The organism is Duganella sp. BJB1802, assembly GCF_013369445.1.
Lineage (GTDB): Bacteria > Pseudomonadota > Gammaproteobacteria > Burkholderiales > Burkholderiaceae_D > Rugamonas > Rugamonas vulcania_A.
Genome location: NZ_JABWEF010000032.1, coordinates 1 through 20,045, shown reverse-complemented (window position 1 = coordinate 20,045; position 20,045 = coordinate 1). Strand labels below are relative to the sequence as shown.

16 protein-coding genes are annotated in these 20,045 nt (G+C 68.1%); 10 read left to right on the top strand and 6 right to left on the bottom strand.

What is annotated here, in order from left to right:
• Nucleotides 1-50 precede the first annotated feature (50 nt).
• Both HUX88_RS30915 and HUX88_RS30910 read left to right on the top strand, forming a co-directional pair.
• Nucleotides 51-890 carry a phytanoyl-CoA dioxygenase family protein gene (locus HUX88_RS30915; RefSeq protein WP_176364250.1) on the top strand — a complete coding sequence of 280 codons (840 nt, stop codon included), beginning with the start codon at nucleotides 51-53 and terminating at the stop codon, nucleotides 888-890.
• Complete coding sequence (locus tag HUX88_RS30910) at nucleotides 890-1,708, top strand: TIM barrel protein (RefSeq protein ID WP_176364249.1); 819 nt, start codon at nucleotides 890-892, stop codon at nucleotides 1,706-1,708. The genes HUX88_RS30915 and HUX88_RS30910 overlap by 1 nt, the downstream gene beginning before the upstream one ends.
• Here HUX88_RS30910 and HUX88_RS30905 read toward each other — a convergent pair.
• Both HUX88_RS30905 and HUX88_RS30900 read right to left on the bottom strand, forming a co-directional pair.
• Nucleotides 1,696-3,630, bottom strand: coding sequence for a CHASE domain-containing protein (locus HUX88_RS30905; protein WP_176364248.1), 1,935 nt, complete (start codon nucleotides 3,628-3,630; stop codon nucleotides 1,696-1,698). The two genes, HUX88_RS30910 and HUX88_RS30905, sit on opposite strands and share 13 nt — an antisense overlap.
• A gap of 16 nt (nucleotides 3,631-3,646) precedes the next feature.
• Nucleotides 3,647-4,762, bottom strand: coding sequence for an HD-GYP domain-containing protein (locus HUX88_RS30900; RefSeq protein ID WP_176364247.1), 1,116 nt, complete (start codon nucleotides 4,760-4,762; stop codon nucleotides 3,647-3,649).
• Nucleotides 4,763-4,879: 117 nt separating this feature from the next.
• Between HUX88_RS30900 and HUX88_RS30895 the strand changes: the two genes are divergently transcribed.
• Genes HUX88_RS30895 through HUX88_RS30885 form a run of 3 tightly spaced genes read left to right on the top strand, consistent with a single transcriptional unit; the run spans nucleotide 4,880 to nucleotide 7,507 of the window.
• Nucleotides 4,880-5,341 (top strand): MarR family winged helix-turn-helix transcriptional regulator, encoded by a 462-nt coding sequence (locus HUX88_RS30895; RefSeq protein ID WP_117011845.1) that lies wholly within the window; start codon nucleotides 4,880-4,882, stop codon nucleotides 5,339-5,341.
• 8 nt (nucleotides 5,342-5,349) lie between these two features.
• Entirely contained in the window at nucleotides 5,350-6,096 is a 747-nt protein-coding gene (locus HUX88_RS30890) for a 2OG-Fe dioxygenase family protein (protein WP_176364246.1), read from the top strand.
• Between the two features lie 55 nt (nucleotides 6,097-6,151).
• Nucleotides 6,152-7,507 carry a hybrid sensor histidine kinase/response regulator gene (locus HUX88_RS30885; protein WP_117011847.1) on the top strand — a complete coding sequence of 452 codons (1,356 nt, stop codon included), beginning with the start codon at nucleotides 6,152-6,154 and terminating at the stop codon, nucleotides 7,505-7,507.
• Between the two features lie 158 nt (nucleotides 7,508-7,665).
• Here HUX88_RS30885 and HUX88_RS30880 read toward each other — a convergent pair whose 3' ends face one another.
• Both HUX88_RS30880 and HUX88_RS30875 read right to left on the bottom strand, forming a co-directional pair.
• The gene (locus tag HUX88_RS30880) at nucleotides 7,666-8,937 is read right to left on the bottom strand and encodes a DUF1501 domain-containing protein (RefSeq protein ID WP_176364245.1); all 1,272 of its coding nucleotides are present in this window, start codon (nucleotides 8,935-8,937) and stop codon (nucleotides 7,666-7,668) included.
• Between the two features lie 19 nt (nucleotides 8,938-8,956).
• Nucleotides 8,957-10,411, bottom strand: a complete 1,455-nt coding sequence (locus HUX88_RS30875; RefSeq protein WP_176364244.1) for a DUF1800 family protein — start codon at nucleotides 10,409-10,411, stop codon at nucleotides 8,957-8,959.
• 167 nt (nucleotides 10,412-10,578) lie between these two features.
• Between HUX88_RS30875 and HUX88_RS30870 the strand changes: the two genes are divergently transcribed.
• From HUX88_RS30870 to HUX88_RS30850, 5 genes are read left to right on the top strand one after another with little or no spacing between them, the layout of a single operon-like run.
• Entirely contained in the window at nucleotides 10,579-11,271 is a 693-nt protein-coding gene (locus tag HUX88_RS30870) for a CerR family C-terminal domain-containing protein (RefSeq protein ID WP_176364243.1), read from the top strand.
• A gap of 2 nt (nucleotides 11,272-11,273) precedes the next feature.
• On the top strand, nucleotides 11,274-12,704 hold the full coding sequence (locus HUX88_RS30865; RefSeq protein ID WP_176364242.1) for an efflux transporter outer membrane subunit: 1,431 nt from the start codon (nucleotides 11,274-11,276) through the stop codon (nucleotides 12,702-12,704).
• Between the two features lie 12 nt (nucleotides 12,705-12,716).
• Nucleotides 12,717-13,880 carry an efflux RND transporter periplasmic adaptor subunit gene (locus HUX88_RS30860; RefSeq protein WP_176364241.1) on the top strand — a complete coding sequence of 388 codons (1,164 nt, stop codon included), beginning with the start codon at nucleotides 12,717-12,719 and terminating at the stop codon, nucleotides 13,878-13,880.
• A 9-nt stretch (nucleotides 13,881-13,889) separates the two neighbouring features.
• Nucleotides 13,890-17,024, top strand: coding sequence for an efflux RND transporter permease subunit (locus HUX88_RS30855; RefSeq protein WP_176364240.1), 3,135 nt, complete (start codon nucleotides 13,890-13,892; stop codon nucleotides 17,022-17,024).
• A gap of 15 nt (nucleotides 17,025-17,039) precedes the next feature.
• The gene (locus HUX88_RS30850; protein WP_117011854.1) at nucleotides 17,040-17,498 is read left to right on the top strand and encodes a GyrI-like domain-containing protein; all 459 of its coding nucleotides are present in this window, start codon (nucleotides 17,040-17,042) and stop codon (nucleotides 17,496-17,498) included.
• Between the two features lie 10 nt (nucleotides 17,499-17,508).
• Here the strand turns inward: HUX88_RS30850 and HUX88_RS30845 are convergent, their stop codons facing one another.
• On the bottom strand, nucleotides 17,509-18,888 hold the full coding sequence (locus tag HUX88_RS30845) for an efflux transporter outer membrane subunit (protein WP_373886862.1): 1,380 nt from the start codon (nucleotides 18,886-18,888) through the stop codon (nucleotides 17,509-17,511).
• Between the two features lie 17 nt (nucleotides 18,889-18,905).
• Nucleotides 18,906-20,045: HlyD family secretion protein (locus HUX88_RS30840; RefSeq protein ID WP_229219625.1), on the bottom strand; the 1,140-nt coding region annotated here is incomplete at its 5' end.

Below are 20,045 nucleotides of genomic sequence, written 5' to 3'. Positions count from 1 at the left end.
CGGTGCGCGCCCTACAATGCGTTATCCCTTCCCGCACCTCGGAGCCCGCCATGCTGACAGACGCACAGAAACAACAATATCAACGCGACGGCTACATCGTCCTGCCCAACTTCAAGACGCCGCAGGAGATCGCCGCGCTGCGCGCACGCGCCGCGCAGATTGTCAACGATTTCGACCCCAGCGCCAAATCCGGCATCTTCAGCACCGTCGAACAGGAAAAGACCAACGACGACTACTTCCTCGGCTCCGACAACACAGTGCGCTGCTTCTTCGAGGAAGAGGCGTTCGGCCCGGACGGCCAGCTGAAACAGGACAAGTCGCTGTCGATCAACAAGATCGGCCACGCCATGCACGACCTGGACCCGGTGTTCCGCGCCTTCTCCACCGACGTGCGGCTGCCCGCCGTGGCGCGCGACCTGGGCCTGTCGCAGGCGCAGGTGTGGCAGTCGATGTACATCTTCAAGCAGCCCGGCATCGGCGGCGAGGTGCGCTGGCACCAGGACGCCACCTACTTCGACACCAACCCAATCAGCGTGACCACCTTCTGGTTCGCGCTGGAAGACGCCACCCTGCAGAACGGCTGCATGTGGGCCGAGCCGGGCGGCCACCGCGGCCCGATGCGCGAGCGCTTCCTGCGCAACGGCGACGAGGTACGCATGGAGAAGCTGAGCGACATGCCGTGGCCCGACGACAGCACCGCCGTGCCGCTCGAATGCAAGGCCGGCAGCCTGGTATGCTTCCACGGCCTGCTGCCGCACTACAGCGCGCCGAACCGCTCGGCCGTCTCGCGCCACGCCTACACGCTGCACGTGACCGACGCCGCCACCGAATACTCGCCGCAGAACTGGATCCAGCGCGACGCCGCCTTCCCGGTGCGGGGCTTCCTGTAATGCGGGTGCAGTTTTTCGCCGCCCACTGGGGCAACAACGAACTGGCGCCGCAGGTTTTCATCGACCGCGTCAAGCAGGCCGGCTTCGATGGCATCGAGATGTCGCTGCCGCTGGACGCCGCCGCCCGCGAGGACTGGACCGGCCGCATCGCCGCCGCCGGCCTGGGACTGATCGCCGCCCAATGGGAGACGGTGTTCCATCCGACCTTCGAGCCGCACCGCGCCGCGCTGGCCGAGCTGCTGCACAACGCCTGCGCCGCCAGGCCGCTGCACGTGAACTCGCACACCGGCAAGGACTACTTCACGCCGGCCCAGAACCGCGAGCTGCTGGAGCTGGCGGCCGCCATCTCGCGCCAGCACGGCGTGCCCATCGTGCACGAGATCCACCGCAGCCGCTTCAGCGGCCATCCGATGCTGCTGCTGCCCTACCTGGAGCGGATGCCGGAGCTGGAGCTGACCGCCGACCTGTCGCACTGGTGCTGCGCCTGCGAATCGCTGCTGGAGGACCAGCCGCACACGCTGGCGGCGACGCTGCCGCACGTGCGCCACATCCACGCGCGCGTCGGCCATGCGCAGGGGCCGCAGGTGGCCGACTTCCGCGCGCCGGAAGCGCAGGCCGCGCTGCAGGCGCACCTGGCGTGGTGGGACGAGGTGATACGGCTGCGCCGCGCGGCGGGCGCGCAGCGCATGACGCTGACGCCGGAATTCGGCCCGGTGCCGTACACGCAAACGCTGCCCTACACGCAGAAGGAAGTGTCGAACGCGTGGGAGCTGAACGTGGCGATGCTGGAGCTGCTGCGCGCCCGCTACGCTTCCTGAGACTCGGGCGGCGCCTCCTGCGGCGCCCGCATCGGCAGCATCAGCGTGACGGTGGTGCCGGCGCCGGGCGAGGAATCGACCCGTATGGTCCCGCGCAGCACGCCGGTGACAATGTTATAAACGATATTCATCCCCAGCCCCGAGCCACCCTGACCCAGCTTGGTGGTGAAGAAGGGATCGAAGACCTTGTGCAGCGTGCCGGCCGTCATGCCGGCGCCGTTGTCGGAGAAGGTCAGCTTCACCGTGTCCGCGCCTTCGCGGCGCGCCTCGACCGCGATGGCGCCGTGCCCGCGGCCGTCGAAGCCGTGCAGCAGCGCGTTACCGATCAAATTGCTCAGCACCTGGCTCAAGCTGCCCGGATAGGAATCGAACTCCAGTCCCGGCGGCACGTCGACGCGCACCTCGCAGCCGTTGCGCCGCAGCTGCGCCGCGTAGGTGGCCAGCGTGTCGTGCACCACCTCGTCGAGCTGGAAGCGGCGCCGCTGGCCGCTGGCCTGGTCCACCGCCACCTGCTTGAAAGATGTGATCAAATCGGCCGCCCGCGTCAATGAGCTATTCATGATGTCGCAGGCCTTGCGGGCGTCGTGCAGGTGCGCCTCCAGCACCGAGCGTTTCAGGCCGCCCTCCGCCACCAGGCGCCGTTCGAAATCGCGCACCATGTCGCTCAGCGCGCTGGCGGTCAGCAGGCTGTTGCCGATCGGCGTATTGAGCTCGTGCGCCACGCCGGCCACCAGCGCGCCCAGCGACGCCATCTTCTCCGACGTCAGCAGGTTGGTCTGCGCCTGCTTCAGCGTTTCCACCACCACCGCCAGGTCGCTGCGCGCCTGCTCCACGTTGGCCTTCTGCCGTTCCAGTTCGGCCAGGCTGTATTCCAGCCCGTGCTTGGCGTCGACCACGCGCCGGGTCGACACCAGCAGCGCCGCGATCAGCGCGCTGATGATGAAGCCCGCCACGCCGATCAGCAGCACCGGCAGCGGCGAGCGGCCGTACCGCCCGCCGCCGTAGCCTTCGAAGCGCATCAGCCAGCGGCGCTGGCCGACCATCAGCGCTTTCTGCGACACCAGGCCGTCCAGCGGCTCGCCGCGCGGCGGGCGCATGCCGGACGTGCCGGCGCTGTTGTAGAGCAGCGTGTCGGCGCTGGACGCCGGCGCCGCCTTCGCGTCGAAATAGCCGTCGTCGTCGATACGCACGTGCAGATGCTCCAGCAGCGGCGCGTCGATCACCTCGCGCATCAGCGTGCCGACGCGGAACACGATGGCGACGAAGCCCACCAGCGCGTCCCGCCGCTGTTCGACCGTCCGCTGGGGCGGGCCGCCGCGGTAGACCGGCGCGCGCGCCACGAAACCCGGTTCGCCGGTGGCGTCCTGCACCAGCGTGATGCGCTCGGTGGCGACGATCTCGCCGGTGTCGCGGCCCAGCTCCAGCGCCTTCAAATGCGGCGGCAGCGCCGACAGGTCCAGGCCGAAGGCGTTCTCGTTGCCCTTCAGCGGCTCGGTGTATTCGATGATGAAATGCGGGTCGCGCAGATTGGCCGGGTGGACCAGGAAGCCGGGATAGCCGCCGGCCTCGATCGAGGTGTCGCCCTTGACGGCGGCGACGAACGGCGCCAGCCGCGCCTGCGGCACGGCGCGCACGAACTGGATCGCCTGGAAGCCGGGATAACGGCGATCAAGCTTGAGCTCCGCCACGAAGCGGTGGAAGCGCAGGCGGTCGATGTCCTGCTCCAGCGCGTACATGCCCTTGATGGCCAGCAGCACGTCGAAGTAGGTTTGCAGCCGCACCTCGGTGTCGTGCGCCACCTTGTCGACGTCGCGCTGGAAGTTCGCCTGCACCTGCTGGCGCTGCGTCATGGCCACGAAGCCGCAGGTCGCGGCGGTGACGCAGATACCTACGATGAACGCCAGGTAGCCGCGCGATCGCATGGCATCGGGGCGGCGTCTAGGCCGCGATGTGCGGCGTCGCCGCGCCGCTGGCCGGATGGTCGCTGTAACGCTCTGCGATGGCCATGAATTCCTCTTCGATAGTCAGCATGGCGTCGACCACGTCGGGATCGAAATGCTCGCCGCTGCCCTGCCGTATCATCTCCATCGCCGTCTCGTGGGTGAAGGCCGGCTTGTAGACGCGCTTGGAGATCAGCGCGTCGTAAACGTCGGCCACCGCCATCAGCCGCGCCGACATCGGGATGGCGTCGCCCGCCAGGCCTTGCGGATAGCCGGAGCCGTCGTACTTCTCCTGGTGCGAGTAGGCGATCTCGCGCGCATAGCGCAGGAAGGTGTTGGTGTAGCCCAGGTGGTTCTCGACGTTGACGATGGCGTCGCGCCCGTACACGGTGTGCAGCTTCATCACGGCGAACTCCTCGTCGGTCAGGCGGTCCGGCTTGAGCAGGATGGCGTCCGGGATCGACACCTTGCCGATGTCGTGCAGCGGCGCGGCCTTGAACAGCGACTTGATATTGGCCTCGCTCAGCTCCTCGCTGAAGCGCTTGTGCGATTGCAGCTGGCGGCCCAGCGCGGCCACGTAGTGCTGCACGCGGCGCAGGTGGTTGGCGGTTTCGTATTCGCGCGTCTCGGCCAGCGAGGCCAGGGCCCAGATCATCGCGTCGAGCATCTGGCTCAGCTCCGCCGTGACTTCCTCGACCACGTGCTCCAGCAGGTTGCGCTGCTGCTTGAGCAGCTCGCGCGAGTGGCGCAGTTGCAGATGGGTGTCGACCCGCGCGCGCAGCACGTCGGCGACGATCGGCTTGTGGACCACGTCGGCGCCGCCGGCGCGGAAGGCGCGCGCCTCGTCGGCGTGACGTTGCAGAAAAATGACAGGGATGTCGGCCGTGTCGGGGCTGGACTTGAGCTGCTGGCACACGCTGTAGCCGTCCACTTCGGGCAGCGCGGCGTCCAGCACCGCCAGGTGCGGGCGCGGCACCTGCTGCATGATGTCCAGCGCGGCGCGGCCGCTGTTGGCCAGCCTGACCTCGTACTGGTCCTGCAGCAGGCCATGCATCAGGATCAGGTTGTCCGCCGCCTCGTCGGCGACGAGCACGATGGCCTTTTTGATATTCATCCGCCCCTACTCCCGATATTGGTCTCTGTCGATAGCATCATAACCGAGGCATTTTGCCTGCAAAACATTTTTCTCGGTTAGCTTGCAATTGTATAGTGCACTACCTATACTGTGGTCATGGATACCAAAACGCCCCCAACCGCCCCTTCCGCCGTGCCCCAGCTGGACGGCCAGCTATGCTTTGCGCTGTACTCGACTTCGCTCGCGATGAGCAAGCTGTACCGCAAACTGTTGCGCGGCCTCGGCCTCACCTATTCGCAGTACCTGGTGATGATGGTGCTGTGGGAGAAAAACGAGCTGACCGTGTCGGAGGTGGGCGAGCGCCTGTTCCTCGACTCGGCCACGCTGACGCCGCTGCTCAAGCGCATGGAACAGGCCGAGCTGCTCACCCGCACCCGCGCCGCCAACGACGAGCGCCAGGTCATCATCTCGCTCACGCCGCACGGCGACGCGCTGCGCCACGAGGCGGCCAAGCTGCCGCCGTCCATCCTGCAAGCGACCCGCTGCACGCTGGACGAAGTGGTCGGCATGAAGCAGCAGCTCGACGCGCTGCGTACCAGCCTGATGTCCGCGAGCTGAGCGCGCCGATGACGACCTCGAACCCGATCTACACCCATCCCCTCCATGTGGCCGAGGCGCTGCGCAAGGACGGCTACGCGGTCATGCCGCCGCAGGACGTGGCGGCGCTGGCCGGCGTGACGCTGGCCGAGCTGAACGCGCTGGCGCCCAGCTGGGACGCGCTGGAGCTGGACAACTACCTCAAGGACGGCGGCCGTTACCGGCGCCGGCGCCACTCGTGCTTCGTGCAGGACGGCGCCGAGCTGACGCAGTCGCCGCACCGCGCGCACTGGCAGCCGCTCGAATACAACGCCCTGCACGGCGGCATGAACCGCCTGTTCGAGCCGATCCTGCCGGCCACCGTGGCGCAGCCGGCGTGGCAGGCGCTGGTGCGCGGCATCGGCCGCTTGTGCAGCGCGGCGCGGCGCAGCAGCGCGCCGTGGTATGTTGAGGCGCACCAGTTCCGCATCGACACCACCGACGGCATCGGCCGGCCGACGCCGGAAGGCGCGCACCCCGCCCGCGGCGATTTCGTCGCGGTGCTGCTGGTCGGGCGCGAGGGGATCAAGGGCGGCGAGACTCGCATCTTTGAAGCCGACGGCCCGAACGGCAAGCGCTTTACGATGACCGAGCCGTGGACCATGCTGCTGCTGGACGACGCCGCGGTGATCCACGAATCGACGCCGATCCAGCCGCTGGCGGACCACGGCCACCGCGACACGCTGGTGCTGACCTGGCGCGCGGGCGGCTTCCAGGGGCAGGAAAACGCCCCCTGACGGGCTAAATCCGATATAGTCACACCAGCCAAATACGCAATCAGGAGGGTCGTCCGTGGACACCAGCTACGAAATCCAGCCCGACGAAATCGAGATCCTCATCGTTGAAGACAGCCCGACCCAGGCCGAGCGTCTGCGGCGGCTGATCCAGTCGATGCGGTACGGCGCGCGGGTGGCCGGCAACGGACAGCTGGCGCTGGAGGCGATCCGCGAGCGCAAGCCGGACCTGGTGCTGTCCGATATCGTGATGCCCGAGATGGACGGCTACACGCTGTGCCGCGCCATCAAGACCGACCCCGATCTGCGCGACATCCCGGTGATCCTGGTGACCTCGCTGATGGACCCGAAGGACATCATCCGCGGCATCGAATGCGGCGCCGACAATTTCATCCGCAAGCCCTACGCCGAGGACTACCTGCTCAACCGCATCGGCCACATGCTGATGAACCAGAGGCTGCGCAGGAACCAGAACATGGAGATCGGCATCGCCCTGTACCTGGGCGACCAGAAGCACTTCATCAACGCCGAGCGGCAGCAGATCCTCGACCTGCTGATCTCCACCTACGAGCAGGCGGTGCAGGTCAACAGCGAGCTGCAGGCGCGCGAGCGCCAGGTGATCGAGCTGAATATGCGGCTGGCGCACCACGCTGGCGAACTGGAAACCATCAACCGCGAGATCGCGCTCAAGAACCTGGAACTGGCCGAGGCGAGCCGCATGAAGTCGGCCTTCATCGCCAACATGTCGCACGAGCTGCGCACGCCGCTCAACGCCATCATCGGCTTCACCGGCGCGCTGCTGATGAAGCTTCCCGGTCCGCTGACGAACGAGCAGGACAAGCAGCTCAACACCATCCGCACCAGCGCGCGCCATCTGCTCTCGCTGATCAACGACATCCTGGACGTGGCCAAGATCGAGGCGGGCAAGGTCACGCTGGAGCTGGAGACGGTGCAGTGCCAGCACCTGGTCAACGACGTGGTGGACACCCTGCGGCCGCTGGCGCTGCAAAAGGGACTGGGGCTGGAGGTGGAGCTGGCGGCCGACGCCATCGTGCTGCAGACCGACCGCCGCGCGCTGACGCAGATCCTGCTCAACCTGGCCAACAACGCGATCAAGTTCACCGAATCGGGCCAGGTGCGGGTGACGCTGTCGAAGCGGCCGGGCGATGGCCACGACATCGTCGAATTCTCGGTGGCCGACAGCGGCGCCGGCATCCGCGAGGAAGACCAGGCCAAGTTGTTCCAAGCCTTCTCGCAGCTGGATTCCACCTCGACGCGGCACGCGGAGGGTGCGGGCCTGGGGCTGTACCTGTGCCAGAACCTGGCCAACCTGATCGGCGGCTCGCTGTTCTTCAAGAGCGATTTCGGTCAGGGCAGCACCTTCACGCTGGCGCTGCCGCTGCGCGGCGCGTGAGCAAGCTTGGCTTTTTTATACTGTAGAAACTTGGACACCGTAGTTCTACGGTATTGCACCGCAACATAAATCGGCATATAGTTGGAACTGTCTCCTCCAACCGTTCGCTGAACATTGGAATTAAGCCCGCCCCGTCAAGGTAGCGGGCATTTTTTTTGTCAGACGAGATCGAGCCGCCCGGCGCGCGGCAGCGACGGGAACACCTGCACCAGCTGCTTGTCGCCCAGGCGCAGATGGCGCTCGGCGATGGTGGCCAGCACGGTGCGGAAGTCGGTCGTCACCGGCAGGTCGCGCCCTTCGTTCAACTCGGCGTCGCCGACGCCGCGCCAGTCGCCCAGCACCTTGCCGCCCTTGACGCCGCCGCCCAACACCCACATCGCATTGCCATGTCCATGATCCGTGCCGCCGTTGCCGTTCTCGCGCGCGGTGCGGCCGAACTCCGACATCACCACGATGGTGGTCTGGTCGAACAGTGGCCCGAGCCGCTGCGCCAGCACCGCCAGGCCCTGCCCCAGCGGCTGCAGGCGGTTGGCCAGCTGGCCGCGCGCCGAACCCTGGCTGGCGTGCGTGTCCCATCCGCCCAAGGCCACGAAGGCCAATTGGATGTTCGGGTCGTTGCGCATCAGCGCCGCCAGCCGCGCCGCATCGTCGGGGAAGCCGTTCGGCAAAGGCGCGCCGCCGTTCGCGGCCTGCATCTCGGCCGACATCGCGCCGCCCATGCCGCCGCCGGCCATCTTGCCGGCCGCCGCGTCCATCACTTCCCGGTGCGCGTCCTGGCCCTGCTGGTAGGCGGCGCCGAAGCGCGCGTTGTCCGCGTACAGCTGGTCGAAGGCCTTGCCCACCGCCGGCCGGTCCAGCACATTGGCCTTGGTGCCGGCCGCGCCGTTGGCCAGGTTGACCGCCGCCGCATGGCCCGACAGGATGCGCGGCATGGTCGGGCCGATGCTCAGCGCGCGCGTCGGCGTGGTGGTGCCGGGCAGCGTCGCCACCAGCCGGTTCATCCAGCCGTCCGCCGTGCTCTTGACGCCGGGCGTGGCCGATTCCATGTAGTCCTGCGCGTCGAAGTGCGAGCGGGTGATGTCCGGCGAGCCGCTGGCGTGGATGAAGGCCAGCTTCTTCTGCTCCCACAAGGGCAGCAGCGGCGCCAGCGCCGGATGCAGGCCGAAGTAGCCGTCCAGGTTCAAGGCGCCGTTGTCCTCGCCCGGCCGGCCCAGCGCGATGGTCGGACGCAGGCGCGCATAGTTGGCGTCGGCCACCGGCGCCACCACGTTCAAGCCGTCCACCGCGCCGCGAAGCATGATGACGATCAGCTTGCGGCTGGTGGCGTCGGTGTTCGGCGTGGCTGCGGTCGCGGCCCAGGCGTAGCGGCCCAGCGGTATCATCAGGCCGGCGCCGGCGGCCAGCGCGTTGAGGAAGTCTCTGCGTTGCATGGTGTTCTCCGTCTGGTGATTAGCGCTGCATGAAATCGGGACTGCCGAGCAGCATGGCCGCGCGCAGCGGCGGCGGGCTGCCGGCGATGGCGCTCTGCGTCTTCGGCGAGATCGAGCCGGCCAGCGTGGCCTGCAAGGCTTGCGCGTCCAGCGCCGGCGACAGCTGCGTGGCGAAGGCGATGCGCCGGCTCAGCGCATCGGGATTGAGCCACGCATCCTGCGTGTTCTTGTAGCCGTCAGGCGTCTGGCAGCCGTACAGCGGCATGCCGAGGCGGTTCAACACGCCCAGTGTCTGCTTGATGTCCTGCGGCGCCGTGTCGCTGGCGCGCGCGGCCGAGATCACGTATTGATACGGCGTCTTGAACTTCGCGCCCACCGCTTCCGGCGCCATGAACTCGGCGCTGGCGAACAAGGTCCGCAGCACACTGCGGATGTCGCCCTTGCTGTCGATGTAGGTCTTGGCCATGCGGTCCACCAGCGCCGGCGGCGGTTGGTCCTGCACGAAGTACTGCGCCAGCTGGAAGCTCAGGTGATGCGCGGTGGCCGGCAGCATCGCCAGCACGTCCAATGCGTACTCGCCCTCCTCCTGCCCGCCGGACTTGATGCGGCGGCCCAGCCAGACCTTGTCGTCGCGGTCGTGGCGCGCGGGGTCGAAGGCGAAGGTGCGGTTGCGCTTCACCAGCTCGCGGTTGTCGTAGGTCCAGCCGGTCAGCATGCGCGCCAGTTCGGTGACGTCCTTCTGCGTGTAGCCGCTGTCGACGCCCATGGTGTGCAGCTCCATCAGCTCGCGCGCATAGTTCTCATTCAGGCCGCTGCTCTTGGCTTTCTGGCCGCCCTGCTTCTTCCCGCGAGGGACGTAGCCGTTGGCGGTGGAGACCCAGTTATCCAGGTAGTACAGCATGGCCGGATGGCGCGCGGTGGCGCCCAGCAGGTCGCGGAAGTTCCCCAGCGCGTAGGGGCGGATCGCGTCGCGCTCATAACTGGCGATCAGCGCACGGTCCACGCCCTTGCCGGAGAAGACGTTGAAATGGTTGAACCAGAAATCGACCATCACCTCTTCCAGCTGGTTCGGGCTGTCGACGGCGCGGGCGATGCGCGCCTCCGCCGTCTGCTGCGCGATGGCGGTGACCACCTCGCGGCGCTTGGCCTTGTCGCCGTCCGATTCGTCCTTGGCCATGGCGCGCACTTCCAGGAAGCGCTGCATCACCACGCCGGCCGGCTGCTGCGCCGCATCCAGGCCGGCCAGGCGCGCGCTCAGCGCCGGCGGCAGCGGCATGCCCGCGTTGAGCTGCGCGTCGATGTAGCGCTGCACGCCCATCTGCGTCACCCGTTCGATGTCGCCCGGCTTGGGGCCGTAGGCGATGCGGTTGAGCACATGGGCGGCGGCCTGCTCGGGCGTCAGCGGCTCGGCGGCGATGGCGGCGGTCGCGGAGGCAGCCATGGCGGCCACGGCGATCCAGCGGGTGAAGTTCATGGCGGCGCTCCTGTCGAAAAATATATTTACTTTATAACGCAATATTGTTGCTCCTCAAACGACTGCCATGTATCGGTTGTAAGCGGCTGTTAGCGTTGCTTCATAAATAAATTAAACAACTGATTTAGTTATATCAATTGTTTAATTTATGTGTTGTAATGCCGCCCATGAACGCTAAACACACTTCCATCGATACCAGCCAGCCAGCCGACGACGGCCGCAAGCCACGTTCGGACGGCGAGCAATCGCGCGAGCGGTTGCTGCTGGCGGCCATGCGCCTGTTCGCCGCGCAGGGCTTTTCCAAGACGTCGACGCGCGAGATCGCGCAGGCGGCCAATGCCAACGTCGCCGCGATCAGCTACTACTTCGGCGACAAGGCGGGGCTGTACCAGGCCTGCTTCAGCTTCATGTGCCAGCCGGAGCCGGACAACATCGCGCAGTTCGCGCAGCCGCACTTCACACTGCTGCAAACGCTGGAGGGCTACTACCGGCAGATGCTGGCGCCGCTGACGGCGGGCGGCGACGCGCAGCTGATGCTGCGCTTGTTTTACCGCGAGATGCTGGAGCCGACCGGCCTGTGGCAGCAGGAGATCGACAACAACATCAAGCCGGAACACCTGGCGCTGGTCGAGGCGTTGTGCCGTCACCTGGGCGTGGCGCAGCCGACCGACGATGTGCACCGGCTGGCCTATGCGCTGGTCGGCATGGCGGTGCAGATGATGGTCGGACGCGACATCATCGCCTCGATCACGCCGCACCTGCTGGACGGACCAGAAGCGATAGAAACGTGGGCGAAGTACCTGGTCGGCTTTGCCGAGGCCCTGGTGCTCGCCGAGAAATCCAAACTTCAACAAGGATGAGCATGAAGATATTCCTACGGGTGGCGGCGCTGGCCGTCGCCGCGTCGCTGAGCGCCTGCGCCACGCAGGCTCCCGCGCCGCACGTGGCCGCGCAAGCGCCGCAGCAATGGCAGGCGCCGTTGCCGCACAACGGCAGCCAGGCCGACCTGGCCACGTGGTGGAGCCATCAGGCCGACGCGCTGCTGGTGCAGCTGATCGAATCGGCACAGGCGGTCAGCCCGACCATCGCCACGGCCGGCTCGCGCATCGCGCAATCGCGCGCCGAACGCGTGGCCGCCGGCGCCGCGCTGGCGCCGTCGCTGGACGCGACGGCCAGCGTCAACCGCTCCAACCAGCAATCGTCGCTGCCGATGGGGACCACCTCGCAGGCGGCCTTGCAGGCGTCGTGGGAGATCGATCTGTTCGGCGGCAACCGCGCCGCGCGCGACGCGGCCCAGGCGCGCCTGGACAGCGCGCACGCGGGCTGGCACGACGCCCGCGTGTCGGTGGCGGCCGAAGTGGCCAACCAATACTACGGCCTGCGCGCCTGCGAGCAGTTGCTGGCGGTGGCAAAGCAGGACGCCGCATCGCGCGCCGACACCGCGCGCCTGACGGAGCTGAGCGCCAAGGCGGGCTTCCAGTCGCCGGCCAATCTCGCATTGGCCCGCGCCAGCGCGGCCGACGGCAGCAACCGCTACATCACGCAACGCGCCGCCTGCGACGTCAACGTCAAGGCGTTGGTGGCGCTGACCGCCGTCGCCGAGCCTGAGCTGCGCCGCAAGCTGGCCGACGGCGCGGCGGCAGCCGCCGGCGCCGCGGCCAGCGCGCCGTCCATCGCCATCGCCGAACTGCCGGCGCAAACACTGAGCCAGCGGCCCGACGTCTTCACCGCCGAACGCGAAGTGACCGCCGCCAGCGCCGATGTCGGCAGCGCGCAGGCGCAGCGCTATCCACGCCTGGCCTTGTCCGGCTCCATCGGCTACGGCAACTTCCGCGCCGGCGGCGTCAACACCGGCACCGACACCTGGACCATCGGCCCGGTCTCGATGTCGCTGCCGATCTTCGACGCCGGCAAGCGCCGCGCCAACGTCGACGCGGCCAGCGCGCGCTACGACGCCGCCGTCTCCAGCTACCGCGCCGCCGTGCGCCAGGCCGTGAGCGAAGTGGAACAGGCGCTGGTCAACCTGGACGCCACCGGCGCGCGCGCCACCGACGCGCAGGCCGCGCTGGACGGCTACCGCGTCAACTACACCGCAGTGGAAGACCGCTACAAGAACGGGCTGGCCAGCCTGTTCGAATTGGAAGACGCGCGCCGCACCCGCCTGGCCGCCGAACAAACCGTCATCAACCTGCAGCGCGAACGCAGCGCCGCGTGGGTCGCGCTGTACCGCGCGGCCGGCGGCGGCTGGACCGCCCCGACCGACGGCGCCCCCGCCGTCGCCAGCGCCAACTAACCTGTGCCCATCATGAAAACACTCAAAACCAATCTGAAGCCCGTCGCCTACGCACTGCTGGCGGTATTCGTCATCGGCGGCGCCGGCATGGCGTTCTACCCGTCCGCCACCCAGGCCGCCGATGACAAGAAAGCGGAAACCGCCAAGCCGGCATTGACCGTCACCACCACCAAGCCCTCCGCCGCGCGCCTGCCGATCAAGCTGGCCGCCAACGGCAACGTCGCCGCCTGGCAGGAGGCCAGCGTCAGCAGCGAATCGAACGGCTTGCGCCTGACCGAAGTGCGCGTCAACGTCGGCGACGTGGTCAAGGCCGGCGACGTGCTGGCCGTGTTCTCGGCCGATACCGTCAACGCCGACCTGGCGCAGGCCAAGGCCGCCGTGCAGGAGGCGGAAGCCAACGCCGCCGACGCCGTCGCCAACGCGGCGCGCGCGCGCACGCTGCAAAACACCGGCGCCCTGAGCGCGCAGCAGATCAGCCAATACACCACCGCCGAGCAGACCGCCAACGCGCGCATCGCCTCGGCCAAGGCGGCGCTGGCCAGCCAGCAGCTGCGCCTCAAGTACACCAGGGTCGTGGCGCCGGACAGCGGCATCATCTCCGCCCGGACCAACAACGCCACCGTGGGCGCGGTCTCCGGCCCCGGCACGGAACTGTTCCGCATGATCCGCCAGGGCCGCCTGGAATGGCGCGCCGAAGTGGTGGCCGCCGACCTGCGCAACCTGAAGACCGGCACCGGCGCCGTCGTCAAGGCGGCCAACGGCAGCGAGGTGACCGGCAAGGTACGCATGATCGCGCCGACCGTCGACGCGCAGACCCGCTCCGCGCTGGTCTACGTCGACCTGCCGGCCAGCGCCGGCGCCAAGGACGCGCCGTTCAAGGCCGGCATGTTCGCCAGCGGCCAGTTCGAACTGGGCACGTCCGACGCGATGACCGTGCCGCAGCAATCCATCGTGGTGCGCGACGGCTTCAGCTTCGTGTTCCGCCTCAACGCCGACCAGCATGTCAGCCAGATCAAGGTGCAGCCGGGCCGCCGCCTGGGCGACCGCATTGAGGTGCTGGGCGGCCTGACCGCCGACACGCAGGTGGTGGTGCGCGGCGCCGGCTTCCTCAACGACGGCGACCTGGTACGCAACGTCGCCGAGACCGCGCCGGCCGCCAAGCTGGCCGCGAAGTAAGGACGCGCCATGAACTTCTCCTCCCTATCGATCAAGAACCCGATCCCGGCGATCATGCTGTTCGCGCTGTTGACGCTGGCCGGGCTGTTGGCCTTCAAGGCCAATCCGGTGCAGGACTTCCCGGACATCGAACTACCCATCGTGACCGTCACCGCCACGCTGGACGGCAGCGCGCCGGCCCAGCTGGAAACCGAAGTGGCGCGCAAGATCGAGGATTCGGTCGCCACGCTGCAAGGCATCAAGAACATCTACACCACGGTGCTGGACGGCGTGTCCACCACCACCGTCGAATTCATTCTTGAGAAGCCGATCTCCGACGCCGTCAACGAGGTGCGCGACGCGGTGGCCCGCGTCAAGGCCGACATGCCGGCCGAGCTGCGCGATCCAACCGTGACCAAGGCCTCGACCGCAGGCCGCGTGATCATGACCTTCACCGCCGCAGCGGCCAAGACGCCCGGCGAGCAGATGGACAACCAGGAACTGAGCTGGTTCGTCGACAACGCCGTCTCCAAGCGCCTGCTGGCGGTGCCCGGCGTAGGCGCGGTCAAGCGCGTGGGCGGCGTGAAGCGCGAGATCCGCGTGGAGCTGGACGACGCCCGCATGGCCGCGCTGCGCGTGTCGGCGCTGGACGTGTCGCGCCAACTGCGCCTGGTGCAGAAGGAAGCGCCGGGCGGACGCGGCGACGTCAGCGGCGCCGAGCAATCGGTCCGCACCATCGCCACCGTGCAGAGCGCGGCCTCGCTGGCCGCGATCGAACTGCCGCTGACCGACGGCCGCCGCGTGCGCCTCGACCAGGTGGCCACCGTGACCGACACCGTCTCCGAGCCGCGCGCCATCGCGCTGCAGGACGGCGTGCCGGTGATCGGCTTTGAAATCTTCCGCACCAAGGGCGCCAGCGAACTGGCGGTCGCCAAGGGCGCGCGCGCCGCCGTCGCCGAACTGGCCCGCGCCAATCCGCGCGTGGAACTGAAGCCGGTGATCGACAACGCCTTCCCGGTCGAGGAAAACTTCAACGGCTCGATGGAGCTGCTGTACGAAGGCGCGCTGCTGGCGGTGCTGGTGGTGTGGTGGTTCCTGCGCGACTGGCGCGCCACCCTGGTGGCCGCCGCCGCGCTGCCGCTGTCGGTGATGCCGGCCTTCCTCGGCCTGTACCTGTTCGGCTACACGCTCAACACCGTCACGCTGCTGTCGATGGCGCTGGTGGTGGGCGTGCTGGTGGACGATGCCATCGTTGAAATCGAAAACATCGCGCGCCACCTGCGCATGGGTAAGACCCCGATGGAGGCGGCGATGGAAGCGGCCGACGAAATCGGCATGGCGGTCATCGCCACCACCTTCGCGCTGGTCGCCGTGTTCCTGCCGACCGCCTTCATGGGCGGCGTGCCCGGCCTGTTCTTCAAGCAGTTCGGCTGGACCGCCGTGGTGGCGGTGCTGGCGTCGCTGGTGGTGGCGCGTCTGCTCACGCCGATGATGGCGGCCTACATCCTCAAGCCTGTCGTCCACGCCGAGGAAAAGGATGGCTGGCTGATGACGCGCTACATCCGCGTGATGCGCTGGTGCCTGTCGCACCGGCTGGTGACGGCCATCGCCTCGGCGGCCTTCTTCATCGGCTCGATCATGCTGGTCGGGCTGCTGCCGACCGGCTTCGTGCCGGCCGCCGACCGCTCGCAGACCCAGATCAACCTGGAACTGCCGCCCGGCTCCACGCTGGCCGAAACCCGCGTGATCGCCGAGCGCGCCCGCAAGGCCGCGATGGAAGTCAAAGGCATCAAGGCCGTGTTCAGCTCCATCGGCGGCGGCTCCAGCGGCGACGCCTTCGCTCCCGGCGCGGCGGCCGAGGCCCGCGCCGCCGTGCTGACGCTGACCACCGTGCACCGCAACGACCGCAAGGAATCGATGGCGGACCTGGAAGGCGAGATCCGCCAGAGGCTCGGCGCCATCCCCGGCGCGCGCTTCAAGGTCGGCCCGCCGGACAACGGCGTCAAGATGCAGCTGGTGCTGCGCAGCGAAGACCCGGTGGCATTGAAGGAAACCGCGCAGAAGGTGGAGCGCGAAATGCGTACGCTCAAAGGCGTGGGCAACGTGCGCTCCAGCGCCTCGCTGGTGCGGCCCGAGATCATCGTCACGCCGGACTTCGCCAAGGCCGCCGACCTGGGCGTGACCGCCGCGTCGATCGGCCAGACCGTGCGCGTGGCCACCGCCGGCGACTACGACACCGACCTGACCAAGATGAACCTGCCGGAACGCCAAGTGCCGATCCGCGTCAAGCTGCCGGACGCCGTGCGCGCCGACCTGGAAGCCATCGGCCGCCTGACGGTGCCGGGCAAGAACGGCCCGGTGCTGTTGGCCACCGTCGCCACCATCACGATGGAAAGCGGCCCGGCGCAGATCAATCGCCTCAACCGCAGCCGCAACGTGACGCTGGAAGTGGAGCTGGGCAAACGCTCGCTGGGCGAAGTGAACACCGAGGCGCGCGCGCTGCCGACCATGATGAACCTGCCGCCGTCGGTGCGGATCGCGGAACTGGGCGACACCCAGGAGATGGCGTCGCTGTTCGCCAGCTTCGGCATCGCCATGCTGATCGGCGTGGTCTGCATCTACTGCGTGCTGGTCTTGCTGTTCAAGGACTTCATGCAGCCGGTGACGATTTTGTTCGCGCTGCCGCTGTCGATCGGCGGCGCCTTCGTGGCGCTGCTGGTCACCGGCCGCGCGCTGTCGATGCCGTCGATGATCGGCCTGATCATGCTGATGGGGATCGTTACAAAGAACTCAATCTTGTTGGTTGATTATGCTATTCTGGCGCGTCAGGAAGGCATGAGCCGTTTCGAAGCTTTGGTCGACGCCTGCCACAAGCGCAGCCGCCCGATCCTGATGACCACCATCGCGATGGGCGCCGGCATGATGCCGCTGGCGCTGGGCTGGGGCGCCGATCCGAGCTTCCGTTCGCCGATGGCGATCACGGTGATCGGCGGGTTGATCACATCGACGTTACTGAGCCTGCTGGTGATACCGGCCGTGTTCACCTACATCGACGATCTCGAACACCTGCTCAAACGCCTGATGGGCAAGCTGCGCCGCGAGCCGGCGCCGGCGCCTGAAGAAGCCGTGCAACCGCTGCGCAAAGTCGCCGGCGGTGGCCACTAACACGAGGAGATCATCATGGAATATGAAGTCAAAGATTTACCGGCGGTGCGCGTCGCTTACCTGCGCTACAAAGGCCCGTTCGGCGCGCCGATCGGCGAGTTCTGGAAAGAGGTGTTCACGCCGTGGCAGAAGGCCTTCGGCCTGGTGAACAAGGTCACCTACGGCGTGGCGCAGGACGATCCGTCCACCACGCCGCCGGACCAGTGCCGCTACGACGCCTGCGTGGAAGTGTCGGCCGACTATCCGGTCAAGGAGCCGGCCAAGGAGGCGACCATTCCTGGCGGGCGCTATGCCGTCGCCAAGTTCAAGGGCACGGGCGACCAGGTCCCGCAGGTATGGGGCGAGTTCTTCGGCCAGTTGCAGGCCGAAGGCAAGGTGGTCGCCGGCGCCTGCTTCGAGCGCTATCCGGCCGACTACGCGATGGACCCGGCCACCGGCGTGTTCGAAGCGGAGTTGTGCATCCCGGTGAAATAAGCCACCGGACTTACGGCGGCGCCCAGCCGCCGCCCATCGCGCGGTACAAATCCACCGACGCCACCAGCATGCGCGTCTTCAGCTGCAAGCGGCCGACGTCGGCGTTGTACAGCGTGCGCTGGGCATCCAACTCCTCCAGATACGAAGCGTAGCCGTTGCGATAGCGGTTGTGCGCGATGCGCAGCGTTTCGGCCGCCGTGGCGCGGCGCGCATCGTTCTGCACCGCCTGTTCCTTCAGGCGCGCCAACGCACCCAGGCTGTTGTCGGTTTCGGCGAAGGCGGTTCGCACGGCGTTCTCGTAGGCGTACACCGATTGATCGCGCTGCGCCGCCACGGCGTCGGTCTGGTGCTGCACGCGGTCGCCCTCGAACACCGGAGCCGCCACCGCACCGGTCAGGCGCCACAGCGCAGTTGGGGCGTTGACGAAATCGTGCCACTTCAGGTTCTGCACTCCTCCCACCATCGTCAGCTTGAACGACGGCAGCAGCTGGTCGCGCGTGGCGGCCAGGTTGGCGTTGGCCGCGACCAGGTTCAATTCGGCGCGCGCGATGTCCGGCCGGCGGCGCAGCAGTTCGGATGGCAGCCCCGCCGGCACGGGCGGCGCGGCCAGCTGCGCCAACTCCAATCCGCGCGCGACCGGGCCGGGATTGCCGCCGGTGAGTATAGCCAGCGCGTTTTCCTGTTCGAAGATGGCGCGCTTGAGCTGTGGCACCTGCTCGGCGGTGGTCTGGTACTCGGCCTGCGCCTGCAGCCATTCCAGCCGCGAGCTGTAGCCGACGTCGAACTGGCGCTTGGCCAGGTCGCGCGATTCTTCGCGCAGCTTCAATGTGGCTTCGGTCAGCGCCAGCTGGGCGTCCAGGCCGCGCAGGTTCAGGTAGCCCGATGCCACGGTGGCGGCGATCGACAGCGCGGCCGCATCGGCGTTGGCCTGCTCCGACTGATAGGTGGCGGTGGCGGCGTCGGTCAGCGCGGCCAGGCGGCCCCACACGTCGACTTCATAACTGGCCTGGAACTCGGCCTGGTAGACGTTGGTGACGTAGGGGACGCCGTTGTAGGCCAGCTGGCGGGTGCGCGTCGGCGCGGTGTCGACGATGACGTTGGGCTTCTGGCCGGCGGCGGCCACGCCCACCAGCGCGCGGTACTGCGCCACGCGGGCGCGGGCGATGCGCAGGTCGCCGTTGTGTTCCAGCGCGGCGGCCACCAGCGCGCTCAACGCCGGATCGCCGAACGCTTGCCACCATTGGACTTCGACAGCGGCGCCCTGCCCGGCTTCGGCGGCGGTGCGCCAGGCGGCCGGCATCTGCAAGGACGACGCGGGCGCCGGCGGCGCCTTGGCTGCGCAGCCGGCCAGCGCCAGCATCACGGCCAGCGCCGCAACGGCCAAATGCACCGTTACGTCCCGCTCCATCATGGCTTGGCTCCCGCATGCTTGGCCGGCGCGGCGCCCGCGTCATCCAGCACCGCCGACGTGTCGATGCTGACCACCACCGACATCCCCGGCGCCAGCCTGCGCGCCTTGGCCTGGCCCGGATCGATGCGGATGCGTACCGGGATGCGCTGCGCGATCTTCACGTAATTGCCGGTCGCGTTATCGGCCGGCAGCACGCTGAACTCCGACCCGGTGGCCGGCGAGATCCGCTCCACCTGCCCGGTCAACAGCGCCCCGTCCAGCGCATCGACCTTGAAGGTGGCGCTCTGGCCGACCTGCACGCCGTTCATCTGCGTCTCCTTCAGGTTGGCGATCACCCACAACTGGCGCGGCACCAATCCCATCAACTGCGCGCCGGTGTTGACGTAGGCGCCCTTGCGCACCGTGACCTGCCCCAGCTGCCCATCCTCCGGCGCCGTGATGCGCGTGTTATCCAGGTCCACCTTGGCCGCATTCAGCGCGGCCGTCGCATTGGCCACCGCCGCCTCCAGCGACAGCTTGTTGACCACCACCGTCTGCACCTGCTGCTTCGCGATCTCCAGGCTGGCGCGCGCCTGCGACACCGCCGCCGCCGTCTGCGCCTTGGCGGCCTTGGACGAATCCTGCTCGCGCACCGACAGCGAGCCGTCGGCCGCCAGCGAATTCACACGGCTCAAATCGGCCACCGACTTGGCGGCCTGCGCCTCCGCGTTGGCCAGCGTGGCCTGGTTCAGCGCCACGCCCGCCTCCGCCGTGCGGCGCGCCTGCTCCCAATTGGCCAGCGCCGCCTTCTGCGCAGCCAACTGCGCCTGCGCCTGTTCGTAGCGCTGCTGGTAGATACGGTCGTCGATCAGCACCAGCAAATCGCCCTGCTTCACCTGCTGGAAATCCTGCACCCGCACGTCCACCACATAGCCGGGCAGCTGGGTGCCGATCAGCGTGACCTGGCCGCGCACCAGCGCGTTCTCGGTGGAGACGATGGCGCTGCTGAACGGCGGCAGCCGCCACGCATACAGCACGATCAGCACCCCGACCAGCGCCACGAACGAGAACGCGATCGCCGACAGGATCTGCGCGCGCCGGTCGGGCGCCGGCGCGGTGGGCGCGGCGGCCGGCCCCGCGGGCCCCCCCCCCGGGGG